We start from the raw sequence: 15,382 nt of genomic DNA, 5'->3' as shown, positions 1-15,382 counted from the left end.
TAAATTAATCAATTATATAATTCATCTTCGGGGTAGGGTGCAATTCCCAACCGGCAGTAAATTAAGCCTGCGACCCGCTTCTTTGAAGTGGCTGATTCAGTGGAAATCTGAAGCCGACAGTATAGTCTGGATGGGAGAAGATGGAGGTTTTTTTGTTGTGCAAAATTATCTCCTATTCTATGTAAGATGAATGGAAGGAGAAAATTAAATATGCAACAAAACAAACGTCTTATCACTATTAGCATGTTAAGTGCCATAGCGTTTATTTTAACATTCATTAAATTTCCGCTACCTTTTTTACCACCATACTTAACATTAGACTTTAGTGATGTTCCAACTTTATTAGCAACATTTCTTTTAGGTCCCATTGCTGGTATTTTAGTAGCACTTATCAAAAATATACTTAATTTTTTATTCAATATGGGAGATCCTGTTGGTCCAGTTGCCAATTTTTTAGCAGGTGTTAGTTTCCTGTTATCCGCTTATTATGTAACTAAGCGTCAAGGCCTTCATAGTGATACACCACGTTCATTGGTTGTGGGGCTAGCAATAGGTACTATAGTAATGACTATCGTACTTAGTATACTGAATTACTTTGTTTTACTTCCATTATATGGAATGATTTTTAATTTAGGTGATGTCTTTAACAATCTAAAAATTATCATTTTATCAGGAGTTATACCTTTCAATATTATAAAAGGTATCGTGATTTCAATTATATTTACGCTTTTATACAGAAGATTAAAACGCGTATTATCATAGAAAACCTCCTAATGTTGAACTAATTATTCAACATTAGGAGGTTTCATTATTAATTCACTCACAATATGTGACTATTCAAATTTAAGAGCATCACCATCAAATGGTTCTTCTTCAATCTTAATTGAATCAGTCGGACAACCTTCAAGCGCATCTTCCATATCTTCATATAATTCTTCTGGTACTTCTGCAGTACCTTGATTATCATCAAGGATTACGAAAGCAATACCTTCGTCGTCATAATCGTAAATGTCAGGTGCAGCAGCACCACATGCTCCACAAGCAATACATGTATCCATATCAACGATTGTATACTTTGCCAAATTCTTCGCCTCCTTTGATAAAAATGCTACACTAGTATAACAAATGTTAAATAACACTTCGATTAATTTATTTACTATTCTATTAGTTATATAAAGTGAGGATTCATTAATGCACTCAATTATTACTTATGCATCAAATCATTCATTCGATTATAAAACCAATAAAAGTATTTATAATATTTTGAATGGAAAAAAATCACATCAAACATTTTTTGATGCATGTTCCCAACAACTTTTATCATTATATCATAGTTTACCTAAATTAAAATATCCGTCTTTTGAGCGATTTTTAGACACCTATAATAATCAAAATACTGACATTACAATACATCCAAGATATACATACGATAGTATGATTCAAACTTTTAGTTGCATTCAATTACTAATACAAACTATAACTCATTTTAAAAACAACCACTTAAACTTTATACCAATTACACAACAAATAACTGTTCAAAGTAGAGTGAAACAAATCTATTCAAAAATACTGGAACAAAATTTAGTTGATGATTTTGAAAAAGAAATCGAACAGCTCTTTCATTTAATTGATGAAAAATGTAGTAACAACTGTTTAATCCATTATTATCTACAAGGTTATGAAGAACCTATGTATACGCGACAGCAGGTTTCTTTAATAGAAGATATACCTGTAACTAAGTTATTTGAACTTGAACTCAATAATTTAGTGCAAATGATGTTTGCATTAGAAAACGATAAACAATTTCCTATATTAACTCAAACAATCATATTACCGACTTTGTTGAATAAAACGACAATTACGTATCATCAATTACTCAAAGGTCTTTCTATGGATGAGGCTGCAGTGACCCAAAATGTTAAAATTAACACAATCGAAGATCACGTTCTTGAATTATTTATAAAAGGATATTTTTCAGAATACCAAACCTTTGTTAATGGCCCACAAACAAGTGAATTTATAGCATTTTATTATCAAAACAGAGGACATAGATTAAAATTATATAAAGAAGAATTTGATCAATTATCTTATTTTCAAATTAAATTGTTAATAGTCGGTATTGAGAGAGGTGAATTGAGTGCTTGAAGAAAAATTGAGAGAATGGTTCGGATTCTCATCATTTAATCCTGGTCAAAAAGAAATAATCGAAAGTGTAGTTAGTAAGAAAGATACCCTAGGTATTCTTCCTACGGGGAGTGGTAAAAGCTTATGTTACCAAATGCCAACCTATATGAAAGGAAAGCCAACATTAATAATATCTCCGTTAATCTCTCTTATGGATGACCAAGTGATGCAATTGAAAGCTCAAGGTGAGAAATTTGTTACTTCTATTCATTCAGGCATGGATGAAAATGAAAAACAACAAAATATAAATTCATTACACAAAAGTCGCTTTGTTTTTTTAAGTCCAGAATTTATTTTACAAACACAAAACTTTAAATTAATTAGGAAAATTGACTTCGGATTAATTGTACTTGATGAGGCACATTGTTTATCTGAATGGGGTTATGATTTCCGACCTCATTATGCATTAATAGGTAAGATAACATCTCATTATAAAAATGCATCAATACTGGCTTTAACAGCTACAGCACCACCTCATTTAGAAAACGACTTAAATCTTATCTTATCTAGGAAATTAAACGTAATTAAGACTTCTATGAATCGGGAGAATATATCTTTTTCTCATCTTAACTTTGAAAATGATGGTGCTAAAATTAAGTGGCTATTAAACTTTTTAGAACAATCCGGTCCAACTATTATTTATGTTTCATCTAAAAAGGTCTGTTTAGAATTAGCCAATATGATATACGACTATGGTTATTTAACCGGTATTTATCATGGTGATTTATCTTATCAAGAACGACATACTGTACAAAATCAATTTATGGAGAACTTTATACCCGTTATCGTGGCTACTAGTGCTTTTGGCATGGGCGTTAATAAAAAAGACATTAGAACAGTCATCCATTTTCATTTATCAACAAGTCCTTCAAATTACTTACAAGAAATTGGTAGAGCCGGGAGAGATAATTTACAAAGCCAAGCGATTAGTCTATATCAGCCAGACGATAGCTATATATTAGAGACATTATTGTTTAGTGATGCGATAACTACTGAAGACATCGATGCTTTTGATATAGGTGCTTTTTTACCTCCTCAAAAGCAAGAAATACTAACCATATTGAGTCAAAGATATTCATCCAACGTACTCAAAACAATTTTTGACAATTCATTAATTCGAAAAAAATTAGGTTATCAAAGAATGATCGGTTATACATCCCTAGATCAATGTAGACGTCGTTATTTATTAGAATTTTTTGGTGATAATCCAACTCAACCTCAGCAATGTTGTGATATAGATTCTAATTTGATGCCTATAAAAGTTACCAATAGAAAAAAAGTTAAAAGAAAATTAAGTTATACTGAAAAGTTAAAATATTTATTTAAAGTATAGTTGCTTTTCTTTACTAAATTTATTTTAAGAGGATATAATTATAATACTTAAAGTTTTTCAAGAAATATTTAAATACTATACATATTTCACGCTTTGTGGGGTATATGGTATGTGATATTTAAATAATTATTTAAGAGAGGATGATGACCGTGTCTAAAAATAATTTTAGAGATGATTTCGAAAAAAATCGTCAGTCTATTAATTCTGATGATCAATTCGAAGATAATACAAACGAGTTTGATGAAAATTCAAATGAGTCCAATGATTTTGATAATCAATCAGACCAACAATTCCCACCTAGAAACGCACAAAGACGTCAAAGAAGACGTAACCAAGCTACTAATAAAAACAGAAAATTTGATAATCAAAGTTCTGATTCAAATGCTAATGGTTCACTTGATGATCGACACGATGAAGACTCTTTCAATGAGTTACAACACAATCAGCAAGAAGAGCATCTAGATAACGAGCCAATACATAAGGATGACAAACGTTCTTTTGATAGAGACTTTAATGATGATGCTTCACGTAGAAATAATCGTCATGAAGCATCAAATAGAAAATATGATAAAGACTATGATAATGATAGTTTGAATGATGAGGATCGTCATCGTCGTAATCATGAAGAAAGTATCGATGAGCGTCAAGATAATCGAAATCACAAAGATCAACAAAACAAAAAGTCTCGACATGGCAAAGACGCTGAAATAGCTGGAGGTTCCGCAGTCGCTGGAGCTGCTGGTGCTAAAGCTGCAAAAGACAAACGTAAAAAAGATGCACATCATGACTCAAAATATAACGAACATAAAGATGATCGTGGTTTAAATAACGATAATCAATATGATCAAAACAGAAAACATGATAAAGACCTTCATGACGAGCATCTTGACGCCAAAGATAACCATTCTAAAGAAGAACCCAAAAAAGGTAATAAAGGTAAAAAAGCAGCAGTTGGTGCCGGTGCAGCTGGTGCGGCTGGCGCAGCTGGAGTAGCAGCTGCAAAACATAAAAAAGACCATAAAAATAATAATCATAACCATAAAGATAATCATAACCATAAAGATAATCATAGCCATAACAGTGATCATCAAGACGATCATAGAAATCATAAACATGACGATGGTAATGATGGATTCCAAGCTCACAATGGTAAAAAGAAACGTGGTCTAGCAGGTATTTTACTTCCACTTATCGCTTTATTACTTATTCTAGCTGCACTTGCTATCTTTATTGGAATGTATTTAAACAACGATAAAAAAGATAGCAACCAAGCAGATAACAAAACAGAACAAACTGCTAACAAAGATAACAACAAAGATAGTAAAGACAAAGCTAGTAATGATAGCGACAAAGACAAAGCAAGCAGTGACAAAGATAAAGACAAAGCAACTAATGATGACGACTCAAATGACAAAGCTACAACAGACAATGAATCATCTAGTAATTCAAGTGATGATAATAGTAGCACTTCAGATAATAGTACTTCACCAAATTCATCTGATAACGTTTCATCATCAGATAATAATGGTAGTAACTCAAATAGTGACAATAACAATGGTAACTCTCAAGCTACTTCAAACAGTAGCAGTCAAAGTAACAGCAATAATAATCAATCAAATAGTTCTAATTCAGGACAACAAACTCACGTAGTATCAGGTAATGAAAACTTATACCGTATCGCTATTCAATACTACGGAGAAGGTACTGTTGAAAATGTAAATAAACTTAAACAAGCTAATGGCTTATCAAGTAATAATATTTCTAACGGTCAAAAATTAATAATCCCACAATAACTTAATCATCATTCTAAAGAGACTGAAACAAAATTGTTTCAGTCTTTTTTTGTTTCAATGCACATATAATTTTAATTTTATATAAATATTGTGAGTGCTATTCTATTTAGAAATAGCGAAACAACTGCTATAATATATGGGTGATTAAAGGAGGCCAATGACATGCAAAGCATAGAAAGTATTATTATCGGCGGAGGCCCATGCGGTTTAAGTGCTGCTATTGAACAAAAAAGAAAGGGTATTGATACATTAGTCATCGAAAAAGGGAATGTTGTAGATGCTATATATAAATATCCAACACACCAAACATTTTTCTCATCTAGTGATAAATTAAGTATCGGTGATATTCCTTTTATAGTCGAAGAAAGTAAACCTCGACGCAATCAAGCACTAGTATATTATAGAGAAGTTGTTAAACATCATCAGTTAAATGTTCATGCATTTGAAGAAGTACTCACTGTTAAAAAAATTGACAATAAGTTCACTATAACAACTACTAAAGATGTTTATGAGTGTAAATTTTTAACTGTTGCAACCGGTTATTATGGTCAACATAATAAGTTAGAGGTTAAAGGGGCAGAACTTCCTAAAGTACAACATTATTTTAAAGAAGCACACCCGTTTTTTAATTTAGATGTTACTGTCATAGGTGGTAAAAATTCTGCTGTTGACGCTGCATTAGAATTAGAAAAAGCAGGTGCAAATGTAACTGTACTATACAGAGGTGATCGATATTCAGCTGCCATTAAACCATGGATATTGCCAAATTTTGAATCATTAGTTAATCATGAAAAAATCACTATGGAGTTCAATGCGAACGTTACTGAAATAACAGAGAATAGCGTGATTTATGAAAAGAACGGTAAAGTTACAGAGATACCTAATGATCATGTATTTGCAATGATAGGGTATCACCCTGATTACGATTTCTTAGAATCTATTGGAATTGAAATTAATACAAATGAATATGGAACTGCTCCAGTTCATAATAAAGAAACTTTTGAGACAAATGTTGAGAATTGCTATATTGCTGGCGTAATTGCTGCAGGTAATGATAATAATGCAATCTTTATTGAAAATGGTAAATATCATGGCGGGATTATTACTCAGAGTATTTTAAGTAAAAAGCAAACACCACTTGAAAGTTAAGGACAGAAGTATAAAACAGCAGTATAGTTAATAAGAGCTGAGAACGACGCAACATTAGTGTCTTCTCAGCTCTTATCATCCTTATGAAGATAAATTAATATGATACCAAAAGATTATTAAGTAGTAACTTCTCAAGCAAATCAAATTAAATCACATTATTTTTCTAAAATCTTGTAATTAATTTTGCTTTTCAAAATAATTTTTTAATTCTACAATATTGAGTTGATTACTTAGGCCAATTAGTAACTTAAGTCTTGCTTTAGGACCATTTAATCCATTTGAAAATATTAAACCATTATTCGCTAATTGAAAGCCACCACCTTCATAGGCATAAACTGGACTTACAATCCCATTAAAAGATCTAGAAACTAACACAATAGGTATATTATTATTTAAACAAGATTGGACACCTTTCAAGCAACTTGGAGGTAAATTTCCTTGCCCTAAAGCTTCAATGACGATACCATCTACGTTTTGTTGCGCATAAAAATTAAATATGTCACTTTCCATACCCATATAAGCTTTTATCAATGGTACTTTCAACTGATAATTTATTATTTCAAATGACTGTTGTTTATAAGGTTGATTATAGAATTGAACATTATCTTTAGTTAATATTCCTAATGGTCCTTGATTTGGACTTTGGAAGGTATTGATGTTAGAAGTATGCGTCTTCGTTACATTTCTAGCAGTATGTATTTCATCATTGAATACGACCATAACGCCTTTGTCATTTGCATCACTAGAAGAGGCTACACGAATTGATGAAATGAAATTATATAATCCATCGGAACCAATCTCATTAGAAGATCTCATTGCACCAGTTATAACAACAGGACATCTAATGTCTAATAATAAATCTAAAAGGTATGCAGTCTCTTCAAGAGTATCAGTACCATGTGTAACTACAAAACCATCATATTTATCTGTCTCATTAGCTTCAATAATTATATTTCTCAACTTCTCGACATTTTGAATTGTTATATGAGGAGACGGAATGTTAAATGGATGAATTTCATCAACATCAGCGTATTGGCCAATAATGTCTCTATGAAGAGATATTGGATTCACATCATTTGTTACTACCTGACTAAATTGGTTTTGGGACATGCTAATTGTGCCACCAGTATGTATAACTAATAATCTTTTCATTTCGTTCCTCCTATTTTTAATTTACATATTTATGATAAAATAATACAAATAAAACAACAAGGAAGGATAAATAATATGGACTTAATAAATATTGCCTTGGATGGTCCTGCAGCTGCAGGTAAAAGTACCATTGCACGACAAGTAGCTAGTAAATTGTCTATGATTTACGTTGATACAGGTGCAATGTACCGTGCGATTACTTATAAATATCTTCAAAATGATAAACCAGAGGATTTTAAAACACTCGTTAATCAAACGACGTTGGAATTAACCTATGACAAAAGTAAAGGACAACGAATTTTATTAGATAATCAAGACGTCACTGATTTTTTAAGAGAAAATGATGTAACTCAAAATGTATCTTATGTTGCTTCTAAAGAACCTGTTAGAACATTTGCAGTTGAAAAGCAGAAAGATCTAGCAGCTAAAAAAGGAATTGTTATGGATGGCCGAGATATTGGCACAGTAGTATTACCAGATGCAGAATTAAAAGTGTTCATGATCGCTTCAGTTGAAGAAAGAGCTGAAAGACGTCAAAAAGAAAACGAACAAAGAGGTATCCCATCAACACTATCGCAATTAAAAAAAGAAATAGAAGAAAGAGATCATTACGATATGAATCGGGACATTTCACCTTTAAAAAAAGCTGATGACGCCGTCACAGTGGATACAACTGGTAAAACGATTGAAGAAGTAACTGAAGAAATAATGACTTTGGTTAACAATATTTAAATAAATAATGACAGCTATTTAGAGTGATTCGTACTTAACTAAGTTTAAAGTGCGAATTATTTTAAATAGCTATTTTTATTCTATATAATTAAAAGTGGTAACTATTAAGCACTTTTTTAATCGTATAACATACATTTAGTTCGTATAAAAATTTTAAATTTTCAAAAGTTATAAATCAGTTAAATTTTCATTTTATAATTTTAATAATTGATAATTTTTTTAAGAACTTATGAAACTAAAGGGGAATTTCTTGACAATTCTACTGGTTTATAAGATGTTATATGTATGTAGTGTATAAGGAGGCAAACAAGATGACTGAAGAATTCAATGAATCAATGATTAATGATATTAAAGAAGGTGACAAAGTCACTGGTGAGGTTCAACAAGTTGAAGACAAACAAGTCGTAGTTCATATTAATGGTGGCAAATTCAATGGAATCATTCCAATTAGCCAGCTTTCAACTCATCATATTGAGAACCCAAGTGAGGTAGTTAAACAAGGTGATGAAATTGAAGCATATGTTACTAAAATCGAAGTTGATGAAGAAAATGACTCAGGTGCGTATATTCTTTCAAAACGTCAACTTGAAACTGAAAAATCATATGAGTATTTACAAGAAAAACTTGATAATGACGAAATAATTGAGGCTAAAGTTACAGAAGTAGTTAAAGGTGGCCTGGTTGTAGATGTAGGTCAACGCGGTTTTGTACCAGCTTCACTAATTTCAACTGATTTCATTGAAGATTTCTCTGTATTCGATGGACAAACTATTCGCATTAAAGTAGAAGAATTAGATCCTGAAAATAATAGAGTCATTTTAAGCCGTAAAGCAGTAGAGCAAGCTGAAAATGATGTAAAAAAAGCTTCTTTATTAGAATCACTTAATGCTGGTGATGTTATTAAAGGTAAAGTCGCTCGTCTAACTAACTTTGGTGCTTTTGTTGATATCGGTGGCGTAGATGGTTTAGTCCACGTTTCTGAATTATCTCATGAACATGTTGATTCTCCAGAAGATGTAGTTTCTGTAGGTCAAGAGGTAGATGTAAAAGTTAAGTCTGTAGAAAAAGATGCTGAACGTATTTCACTTTCTATCAAAGATACTTTACCTACACCATTTGAAAGCATTAAAGGACAATTTCATGAAGATGATGTTATTGAAGGTAAAGTTGCGCGTTTAGCTAACTTCGGTGCTTTCGTTGAAATTGCTCCAGGTGTTCAAGGTTTAGTGCATATTTCAGAAATTGCTCATGAACATATTGGCACACCAGGTGAAAAACTTGAGCCAGGACAACAAGTTAATGCTAAAATTTTAGGTATAGATGAAGAAAATGAACGTATCTCACTTTCAATTAAAGCTACATTACCTAAAGAGGACGTTGTTGAGAGCGATGATGCTACAACTCAATCTTATTTAAGTAATGATTCAAATGAAGACAATCCAACATTAGGTGATGTCTTTGGCGATAAATTTAAAGACTTAAAATTTTAATCTCAAGTTATTATACAAACTCATTCCCAATTAAAGTTTAAGACTTTAATTGGGAATTTTCATTTTCTCACAATTTAATGGATCATAATGGTAATTAAATTATGAAATGTAGCGAGATTTATTGTTTTAAAAACCATATTTTTGCTTAACTTACATACTTAGTTTGAAATAAGTAGGTCATATGATAAAATTATAGAGATGTTAGAAAGAGAGGAAGTTAGCTTATGACGAAACCTATTGTAGCTATTGTAGGTAGGCCTAACGTGGGGAAATCTACAATATTTAATAGAGTAGTAGGTGAACGTGTTTCAATTGTCGAAGACACACCTGGTGTTACACGTGATAGAATATATTCATCAGGAGAATGGTTAACACATGAATTTAATATTATTGATACTGGTGGAATAGAAATAGGAGATGCTCCTTTTCAAACCCAAATAAGAGCACAAGCTGAAATCGCAATTGATGAAGCAGATGTCATTATCTTTATGGTGAATGTACGAGAAGGTTTAACCCAAAGTGATGAAATGGTTGCACAGATGCTATATAAATCTAAAAAGCCTGTTGTATTGGCCGTTAATAAAGTAGATAACCCTGAAATGAGAAATGACATTTTTGACTTTTACTCATTAGGTTTTGGAGATCCATATCCAATATCAGGATCACACGGCTTAGGTTTAGGAGATTTATTAGATGAGGTAGTTAAGCACTTTAATGAAGAAACTGAAGATCCATATGATGAAGATACTATAAAACTCTCAATAATTGGTCGTCCTAATGTAGGAAAATCTAGTTTAGTAAATGCAATTCTTGGTGAAGAACGCGTTATTGTATCAAATGTTGCAGGAACTACTAGAGACGCTGTTGATACTGAATACAGTTTTGATGGACAAGATTATGTTTTAATAGATACAGCAGGTATGCGTAAAAAAGGGAAAGTGTATGAATCAACTGAAAAATATTCAGTACTACGTGCACTTAAAGCAATTGAACGATCTAATGTAGTCTTGATTGTAATCGATGCTGAGGAAGGTATAATCGAGCAAGATAAACGTGTTGCAGGATATGCTCACGAAGAAGGTAAAGCAGTTGTCATTGTAGTGAATAAATGGGACACAGTTGACAAAGATAGTAACACAATGAAGAAATTTGCTGATGATGTCAGAAATCAGTTCCAATTTTTAGATTATGCTCAAATTGCTTTTGTTTCTGCTAAGGAAGGCACTCGTTTACGCACGTTATTCCCATATATTAATGAAGCAAGCGAAAACCATAAAAAACGTGTTCAAAGTTCTACTTTAAATGAAGTTGTCACTGACGCTATATCTATGAATCCTACGCCAACAGATAAAGGCCGTCGTTTAAATGTATTCTATACTACACAAGTAGCTATCGAGCCTCCAACATTTGTTGTATTCGTTAATGATGTCGAACTAATGCATTTTTCTTACAAACGTTACCTTGAAAATCAAATCCGTCATGCATTTGGTTTTGAAGGAACACCTATTCACATCATTCCAAGAAGAAGAAACTAAGAAGGAGATAAAACTATGACTAAAATTACTGTTTTTGGTATGGGAAGTTTTGGTACTGCATTAGCTAATGTATTAGCTGAAAATGGACATACTGTTTTAATGTGGGGAAAAAATGAAGATAGTGTGAAAGAATTAAATGATCACCATCAAAATAAACGCTATCTAAAAGATGTTGTTTTAAATAGTAGTATTAAAGCAACTAGTGATATTAAAGAAGCCGTGAATTTTACTGATATATATTTAATGGCTCTACCAACTAAAGCAATGCGCGAAGTTACTAGTGAAATTGATAATTTAATTGATACTAAGAAAACTTTTATACATGTTGCAAAAGGGATAGAAAATGATACATTCAAACGTGTTTCAGAAATGATTGAAGATTCAATTTCAGAAGAACACAATGGTGGAATCGGTGTTTTATCAGGTCCTAGTCACGCAGAAGAAGTAGTGATTAAACAACCAACTACAGTCGCCGCATCATCAAAAGATGAAAAAGTTAGCAAATTGATTCAAGATTTATTTATGAATGATTATCTACGTGTATACACTAATAATGATTTAGTCGGTGTTGAACTAGGAGGAGCATTAAAAAATATCATTGCAGTTGCAAGTGGTATTGTAGCCGGCATGGGCTATGGTGATAATGCTAAAGCTGCTTTAATGACACGAGGTTTAGCCGAAATAAGCAGATTAGGTGAAAAATTAGGTGCTGATCCAATGACATTTTTAGGTCTTGGTGGTATTGGAGATTTAATTGTTACTTGTACATCAACGCATTCACGTAATTACACTTTAGGATTTAAATTAGGGCAAGGCCAAACGATGGATGAAGCTTTAAATGAAATGAATATGGTAGTAGAAGGGATTTATACTACTAATTCTGTATACCATTTAGCTAAACAACAAAATGTTGATATGCCTATAACTAATGCACTTTACAAGGTTTTATTCGAAGATAATCCGGTTAAAGACAGTGTTAAAGATTTAATGGGAAGAGATAAAAAATCTGAATAAAGTGTAATATTACTCATTATCAAAAATTTTTCGCAGACTTGTACATAAAATACTGATATTTCAGTGTTTTAAGTGCATAAATTATTGCGGTAACATTAATTGTTGTGTTAAAGTCATAGCATAATGATATAAAGATATCATTATCATTCATCTGGAGGTGAACTCGTAATGAATAAAACTGATTTAATTAATGCAGTTGCAGAACAAGCTGATTTAACTAAAAAAGAAGCTGGTTCAGCTGTAGATGCTGTTTTCGAATCAATCCAACAATCACTTTCTAAAGGTGAAAAAGTTCAATTAATTGGTTTCGGAAACTTTGAGGTTCGTGAACGTGCTGCACGTAAAGGACGTAACCCTCAAACAGGTAAAGAAATTGAAATTCCTGCAAGTAAAGTTCCAGCATTTAAAGCTGGTAAAGCATTAAAAGATGCTGTTAAATAATTTACTTAAAAGCCCTATAAAGGGCTTTTTTTTATACATAAATCATTTTAGAGAATTAATGCATATAATTTATTACTATATTATGTATGTTGTTATTCCGTAATAGCTTTTCAATTCAATAAATAAAGTAATTGTAACGTTAAGTCGCTATATTTTATTTTTATTCATATAATGTTAAGATGTATAGTGATAATAACGTGAGGTGTGAACATGGAAAGAACTATAAGCAAATTAAATAGACAAATTAATCAAAAGCTTAAGGGAATTCATGACTATGAAGCTATTAACATAAACTCTAGATTGGGTGAATTATTAGATTGTTATGATATTCCTAAGAATGCTAAACTTGCTTGCCTCACTATCGATACTTCAATGAAACACCTTGATGAAATTACTCAAAATCAAAAGTCAAAGAAATCTATTTTGATTGGTGATTTGCTAAGTGCTCATTTTTATACGTTGTTAGCTGAAATAAATGATCCAACTTTTCAATTAGCAATGAGTAAAGCAATTGTTAAATCTAATGAATTAAAATCATCTTTACATCATCAAGTAATAGAAACTGAAGATATCTATGATGCAATTATTGAAATAGAAACAATCTTCCCATATATAACTTTGTCTCATTTCAGTAAAGAACAAGTAGCCCCTTTAAATTTGTATCAAAAATTAATTCCTGAGGTTGATGATTACTATCCATCTTACCTTAAAATGTATCAAGCCGCTGATGTACATCAGTTTTTAAAAGATATCAATCAAAGTTATATAGAGAAAAGTAGAGGTAATATTAATGACTGAAAATAATGCAAAAAAAGAACAAGTTCATACAGTCTTTCAAAATATTTCAAGTAAATATGATCGTTTAAATAACATAATTAGTTTCGAACAACACAAAGTATGGCGTAAACATGTAATGAAAGATATGCAAGTTAAAGTTGGTAGTAAAGCACTTGATGTTTGTTGTGGTACTGCTGATTGGACAATAGCCTTAAGTAAAGCAGTTGGTGCTCATGGTGAGGTGACGGGTTTAGACTTTAGTGAAAACATGTTAGAAGTTGGTAAAGAAAAAACCAAACATATGAACAATATTCATTTAGTACATGGCGATGCAATGAATTTACCGTTTGAAGATAATTCATTTGATTATGTAACTATTGGTTTCGGTCTACGTAACGTACCTGATTATTTAGTTGCATTAAAAGAAATGAACAGAGTCTTAAAGCCAGGCGGAATGATTGTTTGTCTTGAAACAAGTCAACCAACAATGCCTGTGTTTAAACAAGTTTATAAATTGTACTTTAAATTTGTAATGCCAGTATTTGGTAAATTATTTGCCAAATCAAAAGAAGAATATGAATGGTTACAACAATCTACGTTCGATTTTCCAGATAAGGATAAGTTAAAACAATTGTTTGAACATGCTGGCTTTAATAAAATTAAAATTCGTAGCTTTACAGGTGGCGTTGCTGCAATGCATCTAGGCTATAAACAAAAAAGTTCGACTAAATAAAAGGTGATTAACGTGGCAAAGTTAAACATGAATAGCGAGATAAAAAATGTAGAAAAACGCCTTCAAAAAGCTATTGAAAGCAATGATCCGATATTACGTGAAGCCTCATCACATTTGCTTTCTTCAGGAGGTAAAAGAGTTAGACCGGCATTTGTTATATTAAGTAGTCAATTCGGTCCACAAAAGAAAACAGAAGACACGTATCGCGTCGCAGTTGCATTAGAGTTAATTCATATGGCAACGCTCGTTCATGATGATGTTATAGATAAGAGTGACAAACGACGTGGACGATTAACCATAGTAAAAAAATGGGATGTTACTACTGCAATACTAACTGGAAACTTTCTACTAGCATTAGGACTCGAACATTTATCTGAAATTCGTGACAATCGAATTCATCACATAATTTCAAATTCAATTGTAAATGTAGGACTTGGTGAGTTATTCCAATTTCAAGATCAATTTAATAGCGAACAAAGTATTACTAACTATCTGAGACGTATCAATAGAAAAACAGCTTTATTAATTCAGCTAGCAACTGAAGTAGGAGCAATTACTTCAGAAGCTAATGATGAAACCATTCGAAAACTTAAAATGATAGGTCATTATATTGGTATGAGTTTCCAAATAGTAGATGATATTTTGGATTTCACTAGCACTGAAAAGAAACTTGGCAAACCAGTTGGTAGCGATTTAATGAATGGACATATAACGTTACCAGTTTTACTTGAAATGAAAAAAGATACGTCATTTAAGAAAAAAATTGCTGCTCTAAATCATCAATCTGAATCTCAAGAGTTTAAACCTCTAATTGAACAGATTAGAAATTCTTATAGTATTAAAGAATCAAAAGCAATTAGTGACAAATATTTAGCTAAGGCGCTTAAGTTAATTGATGAACTTGATGAACCCAATGCTCAAAGTCTTTTTATTAAATTAATAAAGAAAATGGGATCACGTAGTGTTTAGAACGAAAAAATATTGAAAGCGCTTTAACAACCTGTTACTATTGAATAGTAGCAGGTTGTTTGTTACACAATATTACTATA

At 31.6% G+C, this 15,382-nt stretch carries 15 protein-coding genes and 1 riboswitch; of the genes, 13 read left to right on the top strand and 2 right to left on the bottom strand.

Going from position 1 to position 15,382, the window contains the following annotated elements:
- Window positions 1–19: 19 nt before the first annotated feature.
- A riboswitch (FMN riboswitch) is annotated at window positions 20–146 on the top strand.
- A 64-nt stretch (window positions 147–210) separates the two neighbouring features.
- The gene (locus BB045_RS07335) at window positions 211–762 is read left to right on the top strand and encodes an ECF transporter S component (RefSeq protein WP_075140631.1); all 552 of its coding nucleotides are present in this window, start codon (window positions 211–213) and stop codon (window positions 760–762) included.
- 71 nt (window positions 763–833) lie between these two features.
- Here the strand turns inward: BB045_RS07335 and BB045_RS07330 are convergent, their stop codons facing one another.
- The gene (locus BB045_RS07330; RefSeq protein WP_002449743.1) at window positions 834–1,082 is read right to left on the bottom strand and encodes a ferredoxin; all 249 of its coding nucleotides are present in this window, start codon (window positions 1,080–1,082) and stop codon (window positions 834–836) included.
- 109 nt (window positions 1,083–1,191) lie between these two features.
- Here BB045_RS07330 and BB045_RS07325 point away from each other — a divergent pair, with 109 nt between their 5' ends.
- From BB045_RS07325 to ypdA, 4 genes are all read left to right on the top strand, one after another.
- Window positions 1,192–2,145, top strand: a complete 954-nt coding sequence (locus BB045_RS07325) for a YpbB family protein (RefSeq protein WP_070581648.1) — start codon at window positions 1,192–1,194, stop codon at window positions 2,143–2,145.
- On the top strand, window positions 2,138–3,517 hold the full coding sequence (locus BB045_RS07320) for a RecQ family ATP-dependent DNA helicase (RefSeq protein WP_070581650.1): 1,380 nt from the start codon (window positions 2,138–2,140) through the stop codon (window positions 3,515–3,517). Before BB045_RS07325 ends, BB045_RS07320 begins: the two co-directional genes overlap by 8 nt.
- 143 nt (window positions 3,518–3,660) lie before the next feature.
- Window positions 3,661–5,310 carry an elastin-binding protein EbpS gene (gene ebpS / locus BB045_RS07315; protein WP_256722974.1) on the top strand — a complete coding sequence of 550 codons (1,650 nt, stop codon included), beginning with the start codon at window positions 3,661–3,663 and terminating at the stop codon, window positions 5,308–5,310.
- A gap of 162 nt (window positions 5,311–5,472) precedes the next feature.
- A complete protein-coding gene (gene ypdA / locus BB045_RS07310; RefSeq protein WP_037537045.1) occupies window positions 5,473–6,459 on the top strand; it encodes a bacillithiol disulfide reductase YpdA in 987 nt (328 codons plus the stop codon).
- A gap of 177 nt (window positions 6,460–6,636) precedes the next feature.
- On the opposite strand, the gene BB045_RS07305 is transcribed toward ypdA, so the two are convergent.
- Window positions 6,637–7,611 (bottom strand): asparaginase, encoded by a 975-nt coding sequence (locus BB045_RS07305; RefSeq protein ID WP_070581653.1) that lies wholly within the window; start codon window positions 7,609–7,611, stop codon window positions 6,637–6,639.
- Between the two features lie 75 nt (window positions 7,612–7,686).
- On the opposite strand from BB045_RS07305, the gene cmk reads away from it, so the two are divergent.
- From cmk to BB045_RS07265, 8 genes are all read left to right on the top strand, one after another.
- On the top strand, window positions 7,687–8,343 hold the full coding sequence (gene cmk / locus BB045_RS07300) for a (d)CMP kinase (RefSeq protein WP_011275729.1): 657 nt from the start codon (window positions 7,687–7,689) through the stop codon (window positions 8,341–8,343).
- A gap of 311 nt (window positions 8,344–8,654) precedes the next feature.
- Window positions 8,655–9,833 carry a 30S ribosomal protein S1 gene (gene rpsA / locus BB045_RS07295; protein ID WP_070442944.1) on the top strand — a complete coding sequence of 393 codons (1,179 nt, stop codon included), beginning with the start codon at window positions 8,655–8,657 and terminating at the stop codon, window positions 9,831–9,833.
- Between the two features lie 224 nt (window positions 9,834–10,057).
- Window positions 10,058–11,368, top strand: a complete 1,311-nt coding sequence (gene der, locus BB045_RS07290) for a ribosome biogenesis GTPase Der (RefSeq protein WP_070581655.1) — start codon at window positions 10,058–10,060, stop codon at window positions 11,366–11,368.
- Between the two features lie 15 nt (window positions 11,369–11,383).
- Window positions 11,384–12,382, top strand: a complete 999-nt coding sequence (locus BB045_RS07285) for an NAD(P)H-dependent glycerol-3-phosphate dehydrogenase (RefSeq protein WP_059747522.1) — start codon at window positions 11,384–11,386, stop codon at window positions 12,380–12,382.
- A gap of 168 nt (window positions 12,383–12,550) precedes the next feature.
- Window positions 12,551–12,823, top strand: a complete 273-nt coding sequence (locus BB045_RS07280) for an HU family DNA-binding protein (protein ID WP_011275733.1) — start codon at window positions 12,551–12,553, stop codon at window positions 12,821–12,823.
- A gap of 210 nt (window positions 12,824–13,033) precedes the next feature.
- On the top strand, window positions 13,034–13,621 hold the full coding sequence (locus tag BB045_RS07275; protein ID WP_070581657.1) for a heptaprenyl pyrophosphate synthase subunit A: 588 nt from the start codon (window positions 13,034–13,036) through the stop codon (window positions 13,619–13,621).
- The gene (locus tag BB045_RS07270) at window positions 13,614–14,333 is read left to right on the top strand and encodes a demethylmenaquinone methyltransferase (RefSeq protein WP_070442953.1); all 720 of its coding nucleotides are present in this window, start codon (window positions 13,614–13,616) and stop codon (window positions 14,331–14,333) included. The genes BB045_RS07275 and BB045_RS07270 overlap by 8 nt, the downstream gene beginning before the upstream one ends.
- Before the next feature lie 12 nt (window positions 14,334–14,345).
- Complete coding sequence (locus tag BB045_RS07265) at window positions 14,346–15,302, top strand: polyprenyl synthetase family protein (protein ID WP_011275739.1); 957 nt, start codon at window positions 14,346–14,348, stop codon at window positions 15,300–15,302.
- Window positions 15,303–15,382: the final 80 nt, after the last annotated feature.

Source organism: Staphylococcus sp. MB377 (genome assembly GCF_001922505.1).
GTDB lineage: Bacteria > Bacillota > Bacilli > Staphylococcales > Staphylococcaceae > Staphylococcus > Staphylococcus haemolyticus.
Note: the sequence above shows the minus strand (reverse complement) of the source record. Positions and strands in the feature narration are given on the sequence as shown.

What these genes read in the sequence shown, in the direction of transcription:
- ebpS (WP_256722974.1), top strand. Translation starts at nt 3,661, where the DNA reads ATGACCGTGTCTAAAAATAATTTTAGAGATGATTTCGAAAAAAATCGT.
- rpsA (WP_070442944.1), top strand. Translation starts at nt 8,655, where the DNA reads ATGACTGAAGAATTCAATGAATCAATGATTAATGATATTAAAGAAGGT.
- ypdA (WP_037537045.1), top strand. Translation starts at nt 5,473, where the DNA reads ATGCAAAGCATAGAAAGTATTATTATCGGCGGAGGCCCATGCGGTTTA.
- BB045_RS07335 (WP_075140631.1), top strand. Translation starts at nt 211, where the DNA reads ATGCAACAAAACAAACGTCTTATCACTATTAGCATGTTAAGTGCCATA.
- BB045_RS07325 (WP_070581648.1), top strand. Translation starts at nt 1,192, where the DNA reads ATGCACTCAATTATTACTTATGCATCAAATCATTCATTCGATTATAAA.
- BB045_RS07270 (WP_070442953.1), top strand. Translation starts at nt 13,614, where the DNA reads ATGACTGAAAATAATGCAAAAAAAGAACAAGTTCATACAGTCTTTCAA.
- BB045_RS07305 (WP_070581653.1), bottom strand. Translation starts at nt 7,611, where the DNA reads ATGAAAAGATTATTAGTTATACATACTGGTGGCACAATTAGCATGTCC.
- cmk (WP_011275729.1), top strand. Translation starts at nt 7,687, where the DNA reads ATGGACTTAATAAATATTGCCTTGGATGGTCCTGCAGCTGCAGGTAAA.
- BB045_RS07280 (WP_011275733.1), top strand. Translation starts at nt 12,551, where the DNA reads ATGAATAAAACTGATTTAATTAATGCAGTTGCAGAACAAGCTGATTTA.
- der (WP_070581655.1), top strand. Translation starts at nt 10,058, where the DNA reads ATGACGAAACCTATTGTAGCTATTGTAGGTAGGCCTAACGTGGGGAAA.
- BB045_RS07285 (WP_059747522.1), top strand. Translation starts at nt 11,384, where the DNA reads ATGACTAAAATTACTGTTTTTGGTATGGGAAGTTTTGGTACTGCATTA.
- BB045_RS07275 (WP_070581657.1), top strand. Translation starts at nt 13,034, where the DNA reads ATGGAAAGAACTATAAGCAAATTAAATAGACAAATTAATCAAAAGCTT.